Annotated in this window: 16 protein-coding genes; 9 read left to right on the top strand and 7 right to left on the bottom strand. The window is 64.2% G+C overall.

All coding sequences use genetic code 11. The features are described 5' to 3' along the window. Positions 1–23: 23 nt before the first annotated feature. The 3 genes from ettA (at position 24) to ACF3ND_RS03670 (ending at position 2,592) form a co-directional block, all read left to right on the top strand. Complete coding sequence (ettA, locus tag ACF3ND_RS03660; RefSeq protein WP_394064346.1) at positions 24–1,697, top strand: energy-dependent translational throttle protein EttA; 1,674 nt, start codon at positions 24–26, stop codon at positions 1,695–1,697. A gap of 9 nt (positions 1,698–1,706) precedes the next feature. Beyond that, a complete protein-coding gene (locus tag ACF3ND_RS03665; RefSeq protein WP_394064348.1) occupies positions 1,707–2,243 on the top strand; it encodes an isochorismatase family protein in 537 nt (178 codons plus the stop codon). Between the two features lie 121 nt (positions 2,244–2,364). After that, a complete protein-coding gene (locus tag ACF3ND_RS03670; RefSeq protein WP_394064350.1) occupies positions 2,365–2,592 on the top strand; it encodes a glycine zipper 2TM domain-containing protein in 228 nt (75 codons plus the stop codon). A 99-nt stretch (positions 2,593–2,691) separates the two neighbouring features. Here the strand turns inward: ACF3ND_RS03670 and hydA are convergent, their stop codons facing one another. Both hydA and ACF3ND_RS03680 read right to left on the bottom strand, forming a co-directional pair. Beyond that, positions 2,692–4,101: a dihydropyrimidinase gene (gene hydA / locus ACF3ND_RS03675; protein WP_394064352.1), complete on the bottom strand. Its 1,410-nt coding sequence runs from the start codon at positions 4,099–4,101 to the stop codon at positions 2,692–2,694. Between the two features lie 54 nt (positions 4,102–4,155). Beyond that, positions 4,156–4,851 (bottom strand): GntR family transcriptional regulator, encoded by a 696-nt coding sequence (locus ACF3ND_RS03680; RefSeq protein WP_394064354.1) that lies wholly within the window; start codon positions 4,849–4,851, stop codon positions 4,156–4,158. 146 nt (positions 4,852–4,997) lie between these two features. Here ACF3ND_RS03680 and ACF3ND_RS03685 point away from each other — a divergent pair, with 146 nt between their 5' ends. The 4 genes from ACF3ND_RS03685 to ACF3ND_RS03700 all read left to right on the top strand — a co-directional run bounded on the left by ACF3ND_RS03685 (position 4,998) and on the right by ACF3ND_RS03700 (position 8,830). Next, positions 4,998–5,741 (top strand): aspartate/glutamate racemase family protein, encoded by a 744-nt coding sequence (locus tag ACF3ND_RS03685; protein WP_394064356.1) that lies wholly within the window; start codon positions 4,998–5,000, stop codon positions 5,739–5,741. Positions 5,742–6,158: 417 nt separating this feature from the next. Further along, positions 6,159–6,845, top strand: a complete 687-nt coding sequence (gene dctP / locus ACF3ND_RS03690; RefSeq protein ID WP_394064358.1) for a TRAP transporter substrate-binding protein DctP — start codon at positions 6,159–6,161, stop codon at positions 6,843–6,845. 54 nt (positions 6,846–6,899) lie between these two features. Beyond that, complete coding sequence (locus tag ACF3ND_RS03695; protein ID WP_394064360.1) at positions 6,900–7,523, top strand: TRAP transporter small permease subunit; 624 nt, start codon at positions 6,900–6,902, stop codon at positions 7,521–7,523. Further along, positions 7,520–8,830 carry a TRAP transporter large permease gene (locus tag ACF3ND_RS03700; protein ID WP_394064362.1) on the top strand — a complete coding sequence of 437 codons (1,311 nt, stop codon included), beginning with the start codon at positions 7,520–7,522 and terminating at the stop codon, positions 8,828–8,830. Before ACF3ND_RS03695 ends, ACF3ND_RS03700 begins: the two co-directional genes overlap by 4 nt. A 75-nt stretch (positions 8,831–8,905) precedes the next feature. On the opposite strand, the gene ACF3ND_RS03705 is transcribed toward ACF3ND_RS03700, so the two are convergent. From ACF3ND_RS03705 to ACF3ND_RS03725, 5 genes are all read right to left on the bottom strand, one after another. Then, on the bottom strand, positions 8,906–10,057 hold the full coding sequence (locus ACF3ND_RS03705; protein ID WP_394064364.1) for an aromatic ring-hydroxylating dioxygenase subunit alpha: 1,152 nt from the start codon (positions 10,055–10,057) through the stop codon (positions 8,906–8,908). Between the two features lie 262 nt (positions 10,058–10,319). After that, entirely contained in the window at positions 10,320–10,619 is a 300-nt protein-coding gene (gene minE, locus ACF3ND_RS03710; RefSeq protein ID WP_394064366.1) for a cell division topological specificity factor MinE, read from the bottom strand. A gap of 1 nt (position 10,620) precedes the next feature. Next, positions 10,621–11,436 carry a septum site-determining protein MinD gene (gene minD / locus ACF3ND_RS03715; protein WP_394064368.1) on the bottom strand — a complete coding sequence of 272 codons (816 nt, stop codon included), beginning with the start codon at positions 11,434–11,436 and terminating at the stop codon, positions 10,621–10,623. A 181-nt stretch (positions 11,437–11,617) separates the two neighbouring features. Beyond that, positions 11,618–12,391, bottom strand: a complete 774-nt coding sequence (minC, locus tag ACF3ND_RS03720) for a septum site-determining protein MinC (protein WP_394064370.1) — start codon at positions 12,389–12,391, stop codon at positions 11,618–11,620. A 30-nt stretch (positions 12,392–12,421) separates the two neighbouring features. Continuing rightward, complete coding sequence (locus tag ACF3ND_RS03725; protein WP_394064372.1) at positions 12,422–14,179, bottom strand: glutamine--tRNA ligase/YqeY domain fusion protein; 1,758 nt, start codon at positions 14,177–14,179, stop codon at positions 12,422–12,424. Positions 14,180–14,585: 406 nt separating this feature from the next. On the opposite strand from ACF3ND_RS03725, the gene ACF3ND_RS03730 reads away from it, so the two are divergent. Both ACF3ND_RS03730 and ACF3ND_RS03735 read left to right on the top strand, forming a co-directional pair. Next, positions 14,586–15,926, top strand: a complete 1,341-nt coding sequence (locus ACF3ND_RS03730; RefSeq protein ID WP_394064374.1) for a cytochrome ubiquinol oxidase subunit I — start codon at positions 14,586–14,588, stop codon at positions 15,924–15,926. Next, positions 15,923–16,972 (top strand): cytochrome d ubiquinol oxidase subunit II, encoded by a 1,050-nt coding sequence (locus ACF3ND_RS03735; protein WP_394064376.1) that lies wholly within the window; start codon positions 15,923–15,925, stop codon positions 16,970–16,972. The genes ACF3ND_RS03730 and ACF3ND_RS03735 overlap by 4 nt, the downstream gene beginning before the upstream one ends. Position 16,973: the final 1 nt, after the last annotated feature.

Genomic DNA, 16,973 nt, shown 5'->3' on the forward strand with positions numbered 1-16,973 from the left:
CTGTTTTTTCCTTTTAGGTTCTTATGGCTCAATACGTTTATTCGATGAACCGCGTCGGCAAGATCGTGCCGCCCAAGCGGCAGATCCTGCGCAATATCTCCCTGTCCTTCTTCCCCGGCGCCAAGATCGGCGTGCTGGGCCTGAACGGCTCGGGCAAATCCACCCTGCTCAAGATCATGGCGGGCGTGGACAAGGATATCGAGGGCGAAGCCATTCCCATGGCGGGCATCAAGATCGGCTACCTGCCCCAGGAGCCCCAGCTCGATCCCGCCCATACCGTGCGTGAAGCCGTGCAGGCCGGGCTGGGCCAGGTCTTCGAAGCCCGCCAGCGCCTGGAGCAGGTGTATGCCGAATATGCCGAGCCGGACGCCGATTTCGACGCCCTGGCCGCCGAGCAGGCCGAGCTGGAGTCCATCATCGCCGCCGCCGCCACCAGCGGCGCGGACGACATCGAGACCCAGATGGAGATCGCCGCCGACGCCCTGCGCCTGCCGCCCTGGGACGCGGTGATCGGCAATCTGTCCGGCGGCGAGAAGCGCCGCGTGGCCCTGTGCCAGCTGCTGCTGTCCAAGCCCGACATGCTGCTGCTGGACGAGCCCACCAACCACCTGGATGCCGAAAGCGTGGAATGGCTGGAAGTGTTCCTGCGCCAGTTCCCCGGCACCGTGGTGGCCGTCACCCACGACCGCTACTTCCTGGACAACGCCGCCGAGTGGATCCTGGAGCTGGACCGCGGCCATGGCATTCCCTGGAAGGGCAATTACAGCTCCTGGCTGGAGCAGAAGGAAGACCGCCTGAAGCAGGAAGAGGCGTCCGAGAGCGCCCGCCAGCGCACCATCAAGAAGGAGCTGGAGTGGGTGCGCCAGAATCCCAAGGGGCGCCAGGCCAAGGCCAAGGCCCGTCTGGCTCGCTTCGAGGAACTGTCCTCGCACGAATACCAGAAACGCAACGAGACCCAGGAGATCTTCATTCCCGTGGCCGAGCGCCTGGGCAACGAGGTCATCGAATTCGAGAACGTCAGCAAGGGCTACGGCGATCGCCTGCTGATCGACAATCTCAGCTTCAAGGTGCCGGCCGGCGCCATCGTGGGCATCATCGGCCCCAACGGCGCGGGCAAATCCACGCTGTTCCGCATGCTGGCGGGCAAGGAGCAGCCCGATTCCGGTACGGTCAAGCTGGGCCAGACGGTCAAGCTGGCCTATGTGGACCAGTCGCGCGACGCCCTGGCCAATGAAAAGACCGTGTTCGACGCTATCGCCGACGGCGCCGACCTGCTGACCGTGGGCAAGTTCGAGATGCCCTCGCGCGCCTACCTGGGCCGTTTCAACTTCAAGGGCGCCGACCAGAACAAGATCGTCGGCAATCTGTCCGGCGGTGAACGCGGCCGCCTGCACCTGGCCAAGACCTTGATCGCCGGCGGCAACGTGCTGCTGCTGGACGAACCGTCCAACGACCTGGACGTGGAAACCCTGCGCGCACTGGAAGACGCCCTGCTGGAGTTCGCCGGCACCGTCATGGTGATCAGCCACGACCGCTGGTTCCTGGACCGCATCGCGACGCACATCCTGGCCTTCGAAGGCGATTCCCAGGTCGTGTTCTTCGACGGCAACTACCAGGAGTACGAAGCCGACAAGAAGCGCCGCCTGGGCGAGGAGGCCGCCAAGCCTCGCCGCATCCGCTACAAGTCCCTGAAGTAAGGAGCCGCCATGCCCGTACTGACCGCCCATCAATCGCAAGTGCTGATCGTCGATATGCAGACCGGCCTGCTGCCGGCCATCGCGGACGGCCAGGCGCTGCTCGATCGCGCCGGCAAGCTGGCGCAGGCCGCGCGTCTGCTGGGCGTGCCGGTGCTGGCGACCGAACATTGGGCCGACAAGATCGGCCCGACCGACCCCGCCCTGGCGCCCCATGTGGACCAGGTGCTGCATAAAAAGCATTTCGACGCCACCCGCGAAGCGGATTTTCTGCCCGCTCTGGCCGTAGGTCGGCCTCGAGTGTTGCTTCTGGGCACGGAGGCCCACATCTGCGTGTTACAAACCGGCCTTGGCCTGAAGGAGCGCGGCTACGAGCCCGTTCTGGTGGGCGACTGCGTGGGTTCGCGCCGCCTCGAGGACAGGCAGGCCGCCTGGGATCGCTGGGCCTGTCACGGGCTGGAGCGCATCACGGCGGAAATGGCCATGTTCGAGTGGCTGGAGATTCCGTCGAACCCGGCTTTCAAGCAGGTTCTGGCCTTGATCAAGTAGGGGAAGGCGGGATTTACAAATGTAGTGTTACCTAACAACCCTGTCCGGGCGTTTTCTTGCTACGCTTGTGCCATATCCGTTAATGTAGTTTCAACAACTGCTATTTCACGGAGAGTTGCATATGAAATTAGCTACTATCACCAAGGCAGGTTTGGCCGCCGTCCTGGCGATCACCATGGCGGGCTGTTCCTCCTGGGACAACATGAGCCACCGTCAGAAGAGCACGGTCACCGGCGCAGGTCTGGGTGGCGTTGCCGGCGCCGTGATCAGCGGTGGCGGCGTGCTGGGCACGGTCGGTGGCGCAGCCATCGGCGGCGTGATCGGCGATCAGGTCGGCAAGCGCCGCTGATCCCGTCCTTTCGCACGACCGACACGAAAAACCCCTTGGGAAACCAAGGGGTTTTTTCATGGGCGGGACTTCCCGGCGAGCCGCCCCGGCCGCCAGCCGCTAGCGCAGGCGGCCGTCCAGCGTGGGCTTCTGGCAAGGCATGAATTCGCCCGCGCCCGCTTCTCCCACGAACTGGAAGTCCTTGCTGACCAGCTTGCCGCGCGAAAAGGTCATCATGGGCCAGCCGCGCACCGTGATGCCCTCGTACGGCGTGTAGTCCACGGCGTGGTGCAGCGCCTCATTGCGTATGGTGACTTCCAGGTCCGTCTTCCAGAGGACCAGGTCGGCGTCGCCGCCGATCACGATGGAGCCTTTGCGCGGGTACAGCCCGTACAGCTTGGCGGGATTGGTGGCCGTGAGTGCAACGAACTGGTGCACATTGAGGCGGCCTTCGTTCACGCCGCCGGAGAACAGCAGGGGAAGGCGGGTTTCCAGGCCGGGGATGCCGTTGGGGATGTACTGGAAATCGGGTTCCCGCCCGCCCAGTTTCTTGCCGCAGGGATCCTCGAAATTGAACGGCGCATGGTCCGAGGAAAAGACGCTGAAGATGTTCTTCTCCAGGCCGTTCCAGACGGCCTGCTGGTTGTCCTTGTCGCGGGGCGGAGGGCTGCAGACGAACTTGGCGCCGTGGAAATGGGGCTCTTCCAGATGGTCCTGCGTCAGGAACAGGTACTGCGGGCAGGTCTCGGCGTGGATCTTCAGTCCCTTGCCCTGCGCCCAGTGGATCTGGGCGATGGCTTCGCGGCCCGATACGTGCACGATCAGGATGGGCACGTCCACCAGTTCGGAAAAGGTGATGGCGCGATGGGTGGCCTCGCGCTCCACGGCCGACGGGCGCGAGACGGCGTGGTAGTGCGGCTCGGTGTGCCCGGCGGCGCTGAGCCGTTCGGTCAGCCAGGTGATGCAGTCCGCGCTTTCCGCATGAATCATGACCAGCGCTCCTTCGCCGCGCGCCACGTCCAGCACCTTCAGGATCTCCAGGTCGCTGAGCTTTAGGTCGTCGTAGGTCATGTAGATCTTGAAGGAGGTGTAGCCTTCGCGGATCAGTTCGGGCAGTTCCCGATCCAGCACCTCGGGCGTGGCGTCCGAGACGATCAGGTGAAAGGCATAGTCGATGGCCGCCTTGCCCTGGGCGCGCTGGTGGTAGTCCTGCACGGCGGCCCGCAGGGACTGGCCTTTCTCCTGCGCGGCGAAGGGAATCACGGTCGTGGTGCCGCCGCAGGCGGCCGAGCGCGTCCCGCTCAGGAAATCGTCGGCCATGCGCACGCCTTCGGGCATGGGCTGGTCCAGGTGGCAATGCGCATCCACTCCGCCCGGCAGCACCAGGTAGCCGGAGGCGTCCACGGTTTCCCGCGCGCCTTCCAGCCCTTGCGCCAGGGCGGCGATGCGCCCGTCCCGTATGCCGATGTCGCAGGTGTAGCGTTCGCTGGCGGTGGCGATGTCGGCGTTCTTGATGATCAGGTCAAACATGAAAAGGCTCCTCCGCGTGTCTTCGTGGACACTGTTGTACAAGGGTGTGTGCTCTCAGTCTTGTTCGTCGGGCGGCAGGCCGGCCAGCACGGCCTGGCCGGTGTTGCGCATGTGCTCGCTCATGGCGGCGATCAGGCCGCTGCGATCGCGGGCCTGCAGGGCCTGCATGATGCGCCCGTGTTCGGCCACCGACTCCAGCCAGCGGTTGGGGTTCAGGTTGGCCAGGTAGCGGGCGCGGGCGATTTTCACCCCCAGTTGTTTTTCGATGTCGGCCAGCACGCTGTTGCCGGCCAGGCGGCTGAACTCGTGGTGCACGTTCTGGTTCAGCTTGAAGTAGGTGTCCCGGTCGCCCTGGTCGGCGGCGCGCACCATGGCCTCGTGCAGTTGCAGCAGGCCGCGCACGTCGGGTTCGCCGGCATGCTCCAGCAATTGCTCGGCCACCAGGGCCTGCAGATTGGTCATGACCTGGAAGATTTCCTGCAGCTCCTTGACGTCGATGGCGGTGATGCGTGCGCCCTTGTTGGGCAGCAGCTCGATCAGTCCCTCTTGGGCGATGACTTTCAGGGCTTCGCGCAGCGGCGTGCGCGAGACGTCGAACAGCTCGGACAGGTATTGCTCGTGCACGCGGCTGCCCGGCTTGAGCTCGGCCTTCAGGATCAGGCCGCGCAACTGGTTGGCGATGGCCAGGTACATGGGTTCGCGCTTGACGCGCAGTGCGGCGCCGGTGGAGGTATTGCTGATGCCATTCATGGCGATGCTCCGATTGGGGTCCTTAGAACATTCCCTAATCCGCTCGATTTTTGATTGCGGCTTTGCAGTGAATTTTATAGCATGTTTTTGAACTTTGAATTTTGCATACAAAATTAAAAACGCAATTTTTAACAGGAGACTCTGCGATGAAGCGGACCTTGCTGGGCATGATCACCCCTTCCTCCAACACCGTGCTGGAGCCCTACACCAGCGCCTTGCTGATGGATTTGTTCCCCTTGGTGACGGCGCATTTCCAGCGCTTCGTGGTGCGTGAGATATCCCTGGAGGACGGCGCGCTCGCCCAGTTTTCCCTGCCAGCCCTGCTGGAGGCGGCCGAACTGTTGAGCGATGCGCGCATGGACGCCATTGCCTGGAGCGGCACGGCGGCCAGTTGGCTGGGCTTCGAGGTGGACGAGCGTCTGTGCGCGGCGATCACCGAGCGCACCGGCATTCCCGCCACCACCAGCGTGCTGGCCTTGAACGAGGTGCTGGCGCGCGGCAACGTGGGCCGGCTGGGGCTGGTGACGCCCTACCTGGACGACGTACAGCGCGCCATCGTGCGCAACTATGACGCGGCAGGGCATCAGGTCGTGGCCGAGGAACATCTGGGCGACAAAGGCAATTTCTCGTTTTCCGAGTACGGCGAGCCCACCTTGCGCGACATGATCTATCGCGTGGCCGACAGCCGGCCCGAGGCCATCGCCATCTTGTGCACCAATCTGCGCGGCGCGCGGCTGGTGGAGGACATCGAAAAGGAGATTGGCATCCCTGTCTATGATTCGGTCAGCGTGACGGTGTGGAAGTCGCTGCTGCTGGCCGGGCAGGACCCTGCCCGCATACGCGGCTGGGGGCAGTTGTTCCGACAAGCCAGCCTGGCTGAAAAAGCATAAAGCTGCGCCAGGCAACATTCGTTCAGGCTAACAAGCAAGGAGGAGACACCATGCAACACCTGAAACTTGTGAAGTGGGTTGGGAGCGCCCTGCTGGGCGCGGGCATTCTGGGCAGCGGCCTCAGCCAGGCACAGACGCCGCTGAGAGTCGTGGGCAATTTTTCCGGCAACAAGATCCATGTGGAGGAGATCGAGCGGCCCTTCTTCGAGCAATTGCAGACCAGCATGGGCATGCCTGTGGTCTACAACACCATGGACGCCATCGGCGTGAACGCCGCGGACGCCTTGCGCATGCTGCGTTCGGGTTCGTTCGACGTGATGTCGGTGCAGATCGGCATGGCCTCCCGCGATGATCCCTTTTTCGAAGGCATAGACCTGGCGGGCGTATCCGCCGACCTGGACAGCCAGCGCAAGGGCCGTGGACGCTTTCCGGGCCAAGATGGACGAGCGCCTGCAGCAGCGCTTCAACGCCAAGCTGCTGACCTTGTGGCCCTTTGGCGCCCAGGTGCTGTTCTGCAACGGCGACATCAATTCGGTGGACGACCTCAAGGGCAAGAAGGTGCGCGTGTTTACGCCATCCATGTCCCGGCTGGTGGAGGGCCTGGGGGCCACGCCCGTCACCTTGCAGTTCAGCGAGGTGTACCTGGCCTTGCAGCGGGGAGTGGCCGACTGCGGGGTGACCGCGCCCAGCGCCGGCAACAGCGGCAAATGGCCGGAAGTGACCAAGGTGCTGCTGCCTTTGCCGCTGTCCTATTCGGTACAGGGCCACTTCATGAACCTGGATCGCTGGAAGGCGCTCAGTCCTGAACAGCAGGCCAAGCTGGAAGCCGAGTTCAAGAAGATGGACGATCGCATGTGGAACCTGGCCAACGACTACAACAAGGATGCCATCCAGTGCAGCACCGGCCAGGGCGAATGCAAGCATCACACGGCTTATTCCATGCGCGAGGTCCCCATCGACGGCCAGAACCGGCAGCGCGTGGTGGAGCTGACCAATCAGGCCGTCCTGCCCGCCTGGGGCGCCAGTTGCTCCCGGGGCTACAAGGAGTGCAAGAGCGTCTGGAACGAGACCGTGGGCCAGGCGACCGGCTTCTCCATTCAATAGGTACCATTCAAGTCAGGATGCGCGGGCGCGCCCCGCGCATCCGGGAGGTGTGCTATGTCTGAACAAGGAACCGGCGCGGCCCAGGTCATCGTAAAGATGGCCGCCATGGTGGCCGGCTATGCGACGTTCATCCTGTCCATCCTGATCACCATCGAGGTGATCAGCCGCAAGTTCTTCGGTTTTTCTTTCCAGGGCGTCGACGAGTACGGCGGCTACGTCCTGGCCATCGGCGTGAGCCTGAGCCTGTCCTATGCGCTGGCCATGCGCGCGCACACGCGGGTGGACGTGCTGATCAATCCCCTGGGCCGCCGCGTGCGCGCCTTCTTCAATGTGCTGGCCGCCGCCATGATGGCCGCGCTGGCCTGCTTCCTGTGCTGGCAAAGCGTGGCGACGCTGCGCGAGACGCTGGAGTTCGACAGCCGGGCCTCCACGCCGCTGGAGACGCCTTTGTGGATACCGCAGCTCATCTGGGTGGTGGGTTTCGCGCTGTTCGCGGTGGTGGCGCTCAGCTACCTGGTACGCGGCCTGCGCCTGGCGTCTGGCGGGGAGATCGACTCCCTGAATCGCCTGCTGGGTCCCAAAACCACCGATGAAGAGCTGAACGAGGCCCTGGAGGACAGTCAGATGGCTCCGCTGCCCAACCGCGGGCTGGAAACTCATATGGAGGCCAAGCCATGATCACGCTATTGGGAATCGCCGGCGGCTTCGTCCTGCTGCTGGCTCTGCTGGCTGCGGGCATCAGCGTCGCCGTCGCCATCTTCACCGTGGCCACCACCGGGGTGCTGATGTACTTGAACACCTCTTTGCTGTTCAATTTCGGCAACAATCTGTGGGCCACGCTCAATGATTTTCTGCTGACCGCCATCCCCCTGTTCATCCTGCTGGGCGAGATCCTGCTGCGCTGCGGGATCACCGAGCGCATGTACGGCGCCCTGTCGGTCTGGATGCAACGGTTGCCCGGCGGCCTGTTGCATACCAACATCGGCGCCTCCACGGTGTTCTCCGCCATGTCCGGTTCTTCGGTGGCCACGGCCGCCACCATAGGCACGGTGGCTCTGCCGGCTTTCAAGCAGCGCGGCTACAACGAACGCCTGGCGCTGGGTTCGCTGGCGGCCGGCGCCACGCTGGGCATCCTGATCCCGCCCAGCATCAACATGATCATCTACGGCGCCATCACCAACACGTCCATCGGCAAGTTGTTCATTGCCGGCATATTGCCGGGGCTGGCTCTGGCGGCGGCGTTCTCCGCCACCATCTACCTGTACGCCGTCTTCAAGCCAGGCATCGCGGGGCAAGGGGAGCCGCCAGCCAGCTGGGGCGAGAAGCTCGCCGCCCTGAAGGACCTGTTGCCGCCGGCCTTCGTGTTCTTCATCGTCATGGGCAGCATCTACAGCGGCTGGGCCACCCCTACCGAAGCGGCCGCGCTGGGCGTGGTGGCGGCCCTGCTGGTGGCCGCGCAGCGTCGCAAGCTGACCTTGGCCATGCTGCATGAATGCTTCCTGTCCATGGCGCGCACCACGGCCATGCTGTTGCTCATCATCGTGGGCGCCTATTTCATGAACTATGTGGTGGGCATCCTGGGCATTCCGGCCGCCTTGTCGCGCTGGGTGTCCGACCTGGGCCTGAGTCCGCTGACGCTGATCCTGTTCCTGGTCGTGTTCTACCTGGTGCTGGGCTGCTTCCTGGAGACTCTGTCCATGATGATCGCCACCGTGCCCATCGTGGTGCCTTTGGTTCTGCAGTTCGGCTTCGATCCGGTCTGGTTCGGCATCTTCCTGGTGCTGATGATGGAGATTTCGCTGATCACCCCGCCCGTGGGCATGAATCTGTATGTGGTGCAGGGCGTGCGCGGCCGGGGAGCGATCACGGACGTCATGCTGGGCAGCTTGCCTTTCATGCTGGTCATGCTGCTGTTCGTGTTCGCCATCATTGTCTGGCCCCAGTCCGTGATGTGGCTGCCGGACCTGATGATGTCGGGCGGATGATCGCCAGGCAGGATCTTCCTCAGAAAAAACGCGAACCCACGGGTTCGCGTTTTTCTTTGCCGCACGAGCGAGGTCTTATAGCGTCGGGTCGTCCATCAGGCGCCGATACCATTCGTGGAAGTGGCGCATGCCGTCCTCCATGGGAGACTGGTAGGGGCCGGCTTCTGAGACGCCGCGCTGCATCAGGGCGCGGCGGCCCGCATCCATGCGCTCGGCGATCTCATCGTCCTCGATGGCGGTTTCCATATAGGCGGCGCGCTGCGATTCCACGAAATCGCGCTCGAAGGCCACGATGTCCTCGGGATAGTAGAACTCGACGACGTTGACGGTCTCCTGCGGGCTCTTGGGATAGAGCGTGGACAGCACCAGCACATGCGGGTAGAGCTCGATCATGTGGGTGGGGAAATACGTCACCCACACGGCGCCGAAGTCGGGCGCTTCGCCGCCGCGATAGGCCAGCAGGCTGTCGTGCCACTTGCGGTAGATGTCCGAGCCCGGATTGGCCAGAGCCTGGTGCACGCCGACGCGCTGCAGGCTGTACCAGTCGTTGAACTCCCATTGCAGATCATCGCAAGTGACGAACTGGCCCAGGCCGGGGTGGAAGGGCGCGACGTGGTAGTCCTCCAGGTAGACTTCGATGAACGTCTTCCAGTTGTAATTGCACTGGTGGATCTCGACGTGGTCCAGGACGTAGTCGCCGAAGTCGAATTCCGGACGCGCGAACAGGGGCGCCATGTCGGCGGCCGGGTCGCGCGGGCCTTCGAACAGCTGGCCGTGGCAATCGCGCAGGCAGTAGCGCTGCAGGTTCAGGCAGGGCTTGTCCTTGAAACGCGGGGCGGTCAGCAGCTCGCCGCTGTCGTTGTAGGTCCAGCTGTGCAGCGGGCAGACGATGTTGCCGCCGGTGCCCGCCAGGTTGCCCTTGCCGTTGGCCGGGCCCTGGACCTGGCCGGGCGCGCCGCCCAGCATCAGGGCCTGGCGATGCCGGCAGACATTGGACAGCAGTTCCACGCCGTTGGCGCTGCGCACGAGCACCCGCCCCGCGTCTTCCTGGACCAGGGTGCGCCAGTCGCCGGGCTCGGGAACGAGTTTTTCGTTGCCGACGTACAGCGAGGACTGCTTGAAAATGAGTTCTTGCTCGCGCTCGAAGAGGGCTTCGTCAAAGTAGGCGCTGACGGGAAGCTGGGGGCGAGCCGGCACCACATGTGCCATGCGACCTATGTCGGTCATGATTCCCTCCGCATGGATAAATAAGCCAGCCGGCGGGGTTGTTCTGGATTGAGCCGTTGCCGCTACTGGCGCGAAGAAAAATCGGAACTGGCCGATTGCAAACGGAAAATTGTACCCCATCCCTTTTGCTTGTGCGCCCGGCAAAGCCAGAAAAGCCGCGGGGGAGGCGTTTTTTTTGCAGACTGATGGTTCAGGGGTGAACGAGCAAGGCCGGCAGGGCCTGGCCAGGCCGCCCGCGATCGGGGCGGCCCTGCGGCCGGGATCAGGCCTTGCCGTCGGCGGCCGGCTTGCCGGCCAGCGCGGCCGCGTCCACCTGGGGCATTTCGATTTTGACTTCCAGCACTTCCAGCGAGTCCTGGCGATCAAGGTTGACCTTGATGTCGTCGGGGTCGATTTTCACGTAGCGCGAAATGACCTCCACCAGCTCTTTCTGCAGGCGAGGCAGGTAGTCGGGGGCGACGCCGCCCTGACCGCGTTCGTTGATGAGGATCAGCTGCAGGCGGTCCTTGGCGACCGTCGCTGATGTTTTCTTGTGACCGAGCAGGAAGGACAGGAAAGACATATCACTTTCCTCCGAACAGGCGCTTGAACAGGCCGGGTTTTTCGTAGTCCACGAAGCGCAGGGGTTTTTCCTCGCCCAGGTAGCGGGCCACGATGTCCTGGTAGGCCTGGGACACGTCGCTTTCGCGGATATGGATGACGGGCACGCCCTGGTTGGAGGCCTGGAGCACAGTGTCCGATTCGGGCGTCACGCCGATCAGCTTGATGCGCAGGATGTCCTCCACGTCCTGCAGCGAGAGCATTTCGCCTTCGGACACGCGTTTGGGGCTGTAGCGGGTCAGCAGCAGGTATTCCTTGATGGGTTCCTCGTTGCGTTCGGCCCGCCGCGACTTGGCGGCCAGAATGCCCAGGATGCGGTCCGAGTCGCGTACGGAGGAGACTTCGGGATTGGTGACCACCAGCGCGTCGTCGGCGAAGTAGGAGGCCATCAGGGCGCCGGTCTCGATGCCGGCGGGCGAGTCGCACACGATGTACTCGAAGTCCATGCCCTTGAGCTCTTCGAGCACTTTTTCCACGCCTTCGCGGGTCAGGGCGTCCTTGTCGCGCGTCTGCGAGGCGGGCAGGATGAACAGGTTTTCCAGCTGCTTGTCGCGGATCAGGGCCTGGTTCAGCGTGGCCTCGCCCTGGATGACATTGACGAAGTCGTAGACGACGCGCCGTTCGCAGCCCATGATCAGGTCCAGATTGCGCAAGCCGACGTCAAAGTCGATGACCACGGTCTTGTGACCGCGCATCGCAAGACCAGATGCAAAACTGGCACTGGTGGTGGTCTTGCCTACACCGCCCTTGCCTGATGTCACCACAACTATACGCGCCATGACAATCGGATTCCTTTGTTTTTCAAGTTACATAATCGTAAAGCATAACCGGCGCTATTTTGGCATTCGTCCCTGGACTTCGCCTACTGCTTCGCAACAAAAAATATCAATTGCGTTGTTTCGTGCCGGTTTGCCGGGAATTACTACAAAAAAGGCCGGCGCAGAGCCGACCCTTGGGGATTCAGGCGCCCAGCGGGTCTATCCTGAGCTTGTCGCCGTCCAGCGCCACGACCGCCGGCTTGTTGCGCAGCTGGGAATCCAGGCGGGTCTCGATGACGCGGTAGACGCCGGCGATGGCCACCAGTTCCGGGTCCAGCTCCGTGGTGAAGACGCGGGCGTTGGCATCGCCCCGGGCGCCGGCCATGGCCTTGCCGCGCAGCGGACCGTAGACGTGTATGTTTCCGTCGGCGATGACCTCCGCGCCCTGGCTGACCGCGCCCACCACGATCAGGTCGGTATGGCGCGCGTAGATGCGCTGGCCCGAGCGCAACTGCCGGTTGATGAGAAGCGCCGCCGGGGCGACGGCGGGCGCGGCCGGCGCGGCGGGAGCCGCCTGCGGCTGCTCCTGCGGCGCGACGGACAGCGCCGGGACGTCCTTGTCGGGCGCGGCCTCGGCCTGCGGACGAGCCGGCGGGCTGGACAGCTCCACATGAGGCAGGCCGCTGTCCAGGGCGGCGTGCGCATGGTCGGGGTGCGCCACCACGCCCACCGGGTGCAGCTTGTACTGGCGCAGGGCCGCCGTCAGGGCCGGCCAGTCCACGGCGGCGGCGATGGCGCTTGCATCGATGACCACGGGTTCGTCCTCGAAGAACGAACCGGCGTCCTTCATGCGCTGCGCCAGCGCCGCCAGCTGCTCGGACGTATCGGCGGAGCGCAGCACCACGCGCACGGCATAGAGGGTGGCGCTCTTGAAATCCAGGGCCTGGGGCCCTTTGGCATGAGTCTGATCGTTCACTTGAATCGCTTGTGATCGTTGTGGGAAACCTTAGACCCAGGTGTCTTTCAGGGTCGTGGTGCGGTTGATGACGGGCTTGGCGGGCGTGGACTGCACGCGGTCGGCCACGAAATAGCCCAGGCGTTCGAACTGCCAGCGGGCGTCGGGCTCGGCGCGCGTGCCCGGCTCGATCCAGCCCTGCACGACGCGCAGCGAATCCGGATTGAGGTGTTCCAGGAAGTCCTGGTCGCCGGAATCGGGCTGCGGATGCGCGAACAGGCGATCGTACAGCCGGAACTCGGCGGCGATGGCGTGCTCGGCGCTGACCCAGGTGATGTTGCCCTTGACCTTGACGGAGTCCGCGCCCGGCGTGCCGCTCTTGGTGTCCGGCAGGTATTCGGCCTGCACTTCGGTGACATTGCCCTGTTCGTCCTTGACGCAGCCGGTGCAGCGCACCACGTAGCCATACTTCAGGCGCACCAGATTGCCCGGGAAAAGGCGGAAATATTTCTTGGGCGGTTCTTCCTTGAAGTCCTCGCGCTCGATGTAGAGCGTGCGGCTGAAGGGGAACTCGCGCTGTCCGGCCTGCGGGTCGTGCGGGTTGCGCGGGGCGTGGCACAGCTCGCTCCGGCCTTCGGGGTAGTTGGTGATGACCAGCTTGATGGGATCCAGGATGGCGACGCTGCGGTCGGCCACGGGGTCCAGGTCGTCGCGCAGCGCCTGTTCCAGGCTGCTGTAGTCGATGTGCTGGGCGGCCTTGGACACGCCCAGGCGGTCGGTGAACAGGCGTATGGCGCCCGGCGTGTAGCCGCGCCGGCGCAGGCCGGCCAGCGTGGGCATGCGCGGGTCGTCCCAGCCCTGCACGTGGTTCTCCTGGACCAGCTGGCGCAGCTTGCGCTTGCTGGTGACCACGTAGGACAGGTTCAGGCGCGAGAATTCATATTGCCTGGGCAGCGGGTCGGACAACTGGCCCAGTTCCACCAGGCGTTCCAGGATCCAGTTGTAGAAGGGGCGCTGGTCTTCGAACTCCAGGGTGCACAGGCTGTGGGTGATGCGCTCGAGCGCGTCTTCCACCGGATGGGCCCAGCTGTACATGGGGTAGATGCACCACTGCTTGCCGGTGCGATGGTGCTCGGCGTGGCGGATGCGGTACATGACCGGATCGCGCAGGTTGATGTTGGGCGAGGCCATGTCGATCTTGGCGCGCAGCGCCATGCTGCCGTCCGGGTGCTTGCCGTCGCGCATCTCGCGCAGCAGGGCCAGGGATTCCTGCGCCGGGCGGTCGCGCCAGGGCGAGTCCACGCCTTTCTCGGTCAGGGTGCCGCGGTTGATGCGCATTTCCTCGGCGCTTTGCTGGTCCACGTAGGCGTAGCCCGCCTCCACCAGGGCCTCGGCGAAGCGGTACATATGGCCGAAGTAGTCGCTGGCGAAATAAAGATTGGTTTCGTTCTTGAAAGTCCAGTCAAAGCCCAGCCATTTCACCATGTCGATGATGGCGTCCACGTACTCCTGCTCTTCCTTTTCAGGATTCGTGTCGTCAAAGCGCAGGTGGCAGGCGCCCTGGTACTCGCTGGCCAGCCCGAAGTTCAGGCAGATGCTCTTGGCGTGGCCGATGTGCAGGTAGCCGTTGGGCTCGGGGGGGAAGCGGGTGCGGATGCGCGCAATGTCCGGCTCGGCGCCCTGCTGGACATCGGCCGGGCCGGGCTGTCCGGCCCAGGTCTTCTGGGCGTAGCGGCCGGCGCTCAGGTCCTGGTCGATGATCGTGCGCAGGAAATTAGAGGCGGGAGCGGGAGTGGAGGCAGAGGTCATACACGTATGAAAAAAAGAATGCGACGGACTAATCGGTCATTTTGCCACGTTCTTGTTTTGGTGGCTCATTCGCGAGCAGAAATGGTGGCGGGGCATTGCACGGGAACGGTGGCGTGGGCGGGGCGATTCGCCCTAAACTTAGGGCCTGTTCACACGATGGAAGGAGTCGCGAAGGGATGAAACCTGCTTTCAATCAAGGCGCAGCTCGCAGTGTGCATGTCCATGCACACAAGGGATGCAACGCAGAGTGCAAGAAGGTTTCAACCCTTCCCGAAGGGTTCGAGCCAGAGTGTACTGTTCGCGGTGTTGCCCATCCTCGCCAGGCATGGGGCCTGGCTGCGGTGGGCGCAATCCGCTCTGGTTCGAACTCGATCTCCTTCCATCGTGTGAACAGGTCCTGGACATTATGACGCACTCCGCCCTTTCCATTTCCCAGGTCCAGTTTTTCCTCAGCCTGGGCTTCATGTTGCTGTTCCTGGCCCTGGAGCTGGGCTTGTCCTGGGTGCTGTTCTACTTTAGGATTAAAACGTTTGGTTCTAAACAAAACGCCTGGATGGGCGCCTACCGGTTCTGGGTGCGCATCTTCGCGCTGGCCTTCATCCTGAGCTTTGCCGCCTCCATGCCGGTGCTGATCCAGTTCGGCGGCGTGTGGCCGGGCCTGATGGAGCGGGTGGGCGATGTGGTCGGTCCCATGCTGGCGGCCTCCATGCTGTGCCTGTTCATCTTCAAGTCCTGCTTTCTGGGCGTGATGCTGTTCGCCCAGCGCATGCTGTCCAATGTGGTGCACACGCTGGTGGTGTTCATGGTGGCGGTGGGCGTGACGGTGACCGCGTTCTGGCTGGTGGCCGTGCTGGCCTGGATGCAGGTGCCCACGGGCGTGGACGTGGTGGAAGGGCATTATGTGGTGCTGGACTGGCTGGCGGTGCTGGGCACCCCGGCGCTGCCCTGGTACGGCGGCCTGCTGCTGGCCGGCAGTCTGCTGACGGTGGCTTTTTTCATGTTGGGAGTGACCTGCGCGCAGACCATGCAAAGACCTGTGACGGACAATGAACGGCTGGCCTTTCGCACCGCCTTGTTTCTCGGGGCGGCGGCCTGGTGCGTGCAGGTGTTCCTGGTCGCGGGCAACGGGTTCATGACCGCCGAGCACCAGCCGGCCAAGGCCGCGGCCGCGGCCGCCTACTGGCACAGCGGCGAGCAGCCCGACCTGATCTTCGTGGCGGCGCCTTCGCGCCTGCAGGACGGCATACTGGGCGCGCTGCGCTGGACGCACGCCGGAGGGCGCTGGCTGGGCAAGGACGAGAACGGCGTCTTGATCGGACTGGACCAGTTCGCCGATTCCCTGCCGCCCGTGGCCCTGACGTTCTGGTCTTTCCGCGCGGCCCTGCTCGCCGGCGTGCTGATGCTGCTGGTGCTGGGCTGGGTGCTGCTGCGCACGCGCCGCTACGGTCTGGATCCGCACTCCCTGTCCTATCGTTCACGCCAGGCGCTCGTGGGCGCTTCCGTGCTGGGCTGGGTCATGCTGCTGGCCGGCGCCGCCTACCTGCTGTTCGGCTTCGCTCCCTACGTGGTGGGGGCCGACGTCACCCTGGCCGAGGTCCAGGGCGGCAACAGCGTGTTCACCGTGTCCCTGGGCCTGCTGGTGTACGCGCTGGTCTATGTCCTGTGCATGCTCGGTTTTCTGCAGATGCTGCGGCACGTGGTGCGCTTCGGCGTGGTGCCCGTGGCCCGTCATCGGGGGCGCGCATGATAGATTCCTTCGCTAACGCGGTGGGCATCGGGGCGCACGATCCCGCCTTCTGGATGCCGCTGGCCTTCCTGGCCCTGTTCTTCCTGATCATCGTGGCCGGCACGGTGCTGGACGGCTTCGATATCGGAGTGGGCTGCCTGTCGGTGCTGGCCCCGCCGACCCTGCGGCCGCGCATGCTGTCCCTGCTCAGCCCCTGGCGCGACGCCAACGAATTCTGGCTGTTCCTGGGGCTGGGGCTGTTCGTGTGCGCCTTTCCCAAGGGCTGGGGCGCGGTCATGGGCGAGCTCTACGGACCGTTGTGCGCGCTGGGCGCGGGGGTCTTCGTGCGTTCGGTGTCGTTCGAGTTCCGCATGCGCGCGCCGCTGGAGCTGCAGTCGCGCTGGCAGATCGGCTTCGCCCTGGGGTCGCTGATCACCGCCTTTTCCCACGGCGTGCTGCTGGCGCAGGTGGCGGTGGGCTTCCAGAGCGATTCGGGCTACGCCTGGTTTTCCGTATTCATGGGCTTTTGCGCCATTGCCGCCTACTGCCTGCTGGGTTCGAGCTGGCTGATCATGCGCGAGGCCGGGGAATTGCGGGCGCGCGCCGTCAGCTGGGGGCGGCGTTCGGTGCGCTGGTTCGCGGCGGGGGCGGTGGGCGTGTCCGTGGTGCTGGCCTTCGTCAACGCCGGCGTGCTGCTCAAGTGGACGGACGGCCCCTACTGGGGCGTGGTCCTGCTGCTGTGGGCCGCCATCCTGATCAGCTTCGTGTCCATCGAGATGAGCCTGCAGCGCATGATCAACAGCAGCTATCGCACCACGGCGCTGCCTTTTCTGCTGACCCTGTTCGTGATGGTGTCCGTCATGGGCGGCCTGGCCTTCAGCTTCTTCCCCTACCTGATCCTGGACGAGATGACCATCTGGGACGCGGCCGCTTCGGTGCCGTCGCTGAGCCTGATCCTGTCGGCCATCATCATCGCCTTGCCGGTCACGCTGATCTTCAACGTCTGGGTCTATTGGCGCATGTTCGGCCTGTCGCGGCCGCCCCAGCCGCCCAGCTTCAAAGGCTGAC

Source organism: Alcaligenes sp. WGS1538 (assembly GCF_043187505.1).
Lineage (GTDB): Bacteria > Pseudomonadota > Gammaproteobacteria > Burkholderiales > Burkholderiaceae_B > Alcaligenes.

Bases quoted from the DNA above. Each gene is read 5' to 3' on its own strand.
- minE (WP_394064366.1), bottom strand. From the start codon at position 10,619: ATGTCTTTCCTGTCCTTCCTGCTCGGTCACAAGAAAACATCAGCGACG.
- ACF3ND_RS03725 (WP_394064372.1), bottom strand. From the start codon at position 14,179: ATGACCTCTGCCTCCACTCCCGCTCCCGCCTCTAATTTCCTGCGCACG.
- ettA (WP_394064346.1), top strand. From the start codon at position 24: ATGGCTCAATACGTTTATTCGATGAACCGCGTCGGCAAGATCGTGCCG.
- ACF3ND_RS03670 (WP_394064350.1), top strand. From the start codon at position 2,365: ATGAAATTAGCTACTATCACCAAGGCAGGTTTGGCCGCCGTCCTGGCG.
- ACF3ND_RS03665 (WP_394064348.1), top strand. From the start codon at position 1,707: ATGCCCGTACTGACCGCCCATCAATCGCAAGTGCTGATCGTCGATATG.
- ACF3ND_RS03685 (WP_394064356.1), top strand. From the start codon at position 4,998: ATGAAGCGGACCTTGCTGGGCATGATCACCCCTTCCTCCAACACCGTG.
- ACF3ND_RS03695 (WP_394064360.1), top strand. From the start codon at position 6,900: ATGTCTGAACAAGGAACCGGCGCGGCCCAGGTCATCGTAAAGATGGCC.
- ACF3ND_RS03735 (WP_394064376.1), top strand. From the start codon at position 15,923: ATGATAGATTCCTTCGCTAACGCGGTGGGCATCGGGGCGCACGATCCC.
- ACF3ND_RS03730 (WP_394064374.1), top strand. From the start codon at position 14,586: ATGACGCACTCCGCCCTTTCCATTTCCCAGGTCCAGTTTTTCCTCAGC.
- hydA (WP_394064352.1), bottom strand. From the start codon at position 4,101: ATGTTTGACCTGATCATCAAGAACGCCGACATCGCCACCGCCAGCGAA.
- ACF3ND_RS03680 (WP_394064354.1), bottom strand. From the start codon at position 4,851: ATGAATGGCATCAGCAATACCTCCACCGGCGCCGCACTGCGCGTCAAG.
- ACF3ND_RS03700 (WP_394064362.1), top strand. From the start codon at position 7,520: ATGATCACGCTATTGGGAATCGCCGGCGGCTTCGTCCTGCTGCTGGCT.
- ACF3ND_RS03705 (WP_394064364.1), bottom strand. From the start codon at position 10,057: ATGACCGACATAGGTCGCATGGCACATGTGGTGCCGGCTCGCCCCCAG.
- minD (WP_394064368.1), bottom strand. From the start codon at position 11,436: ATGGCGCGTATAGTTGTGGTGACATCAGGCAAGGGCGGTGTAGGCAAG.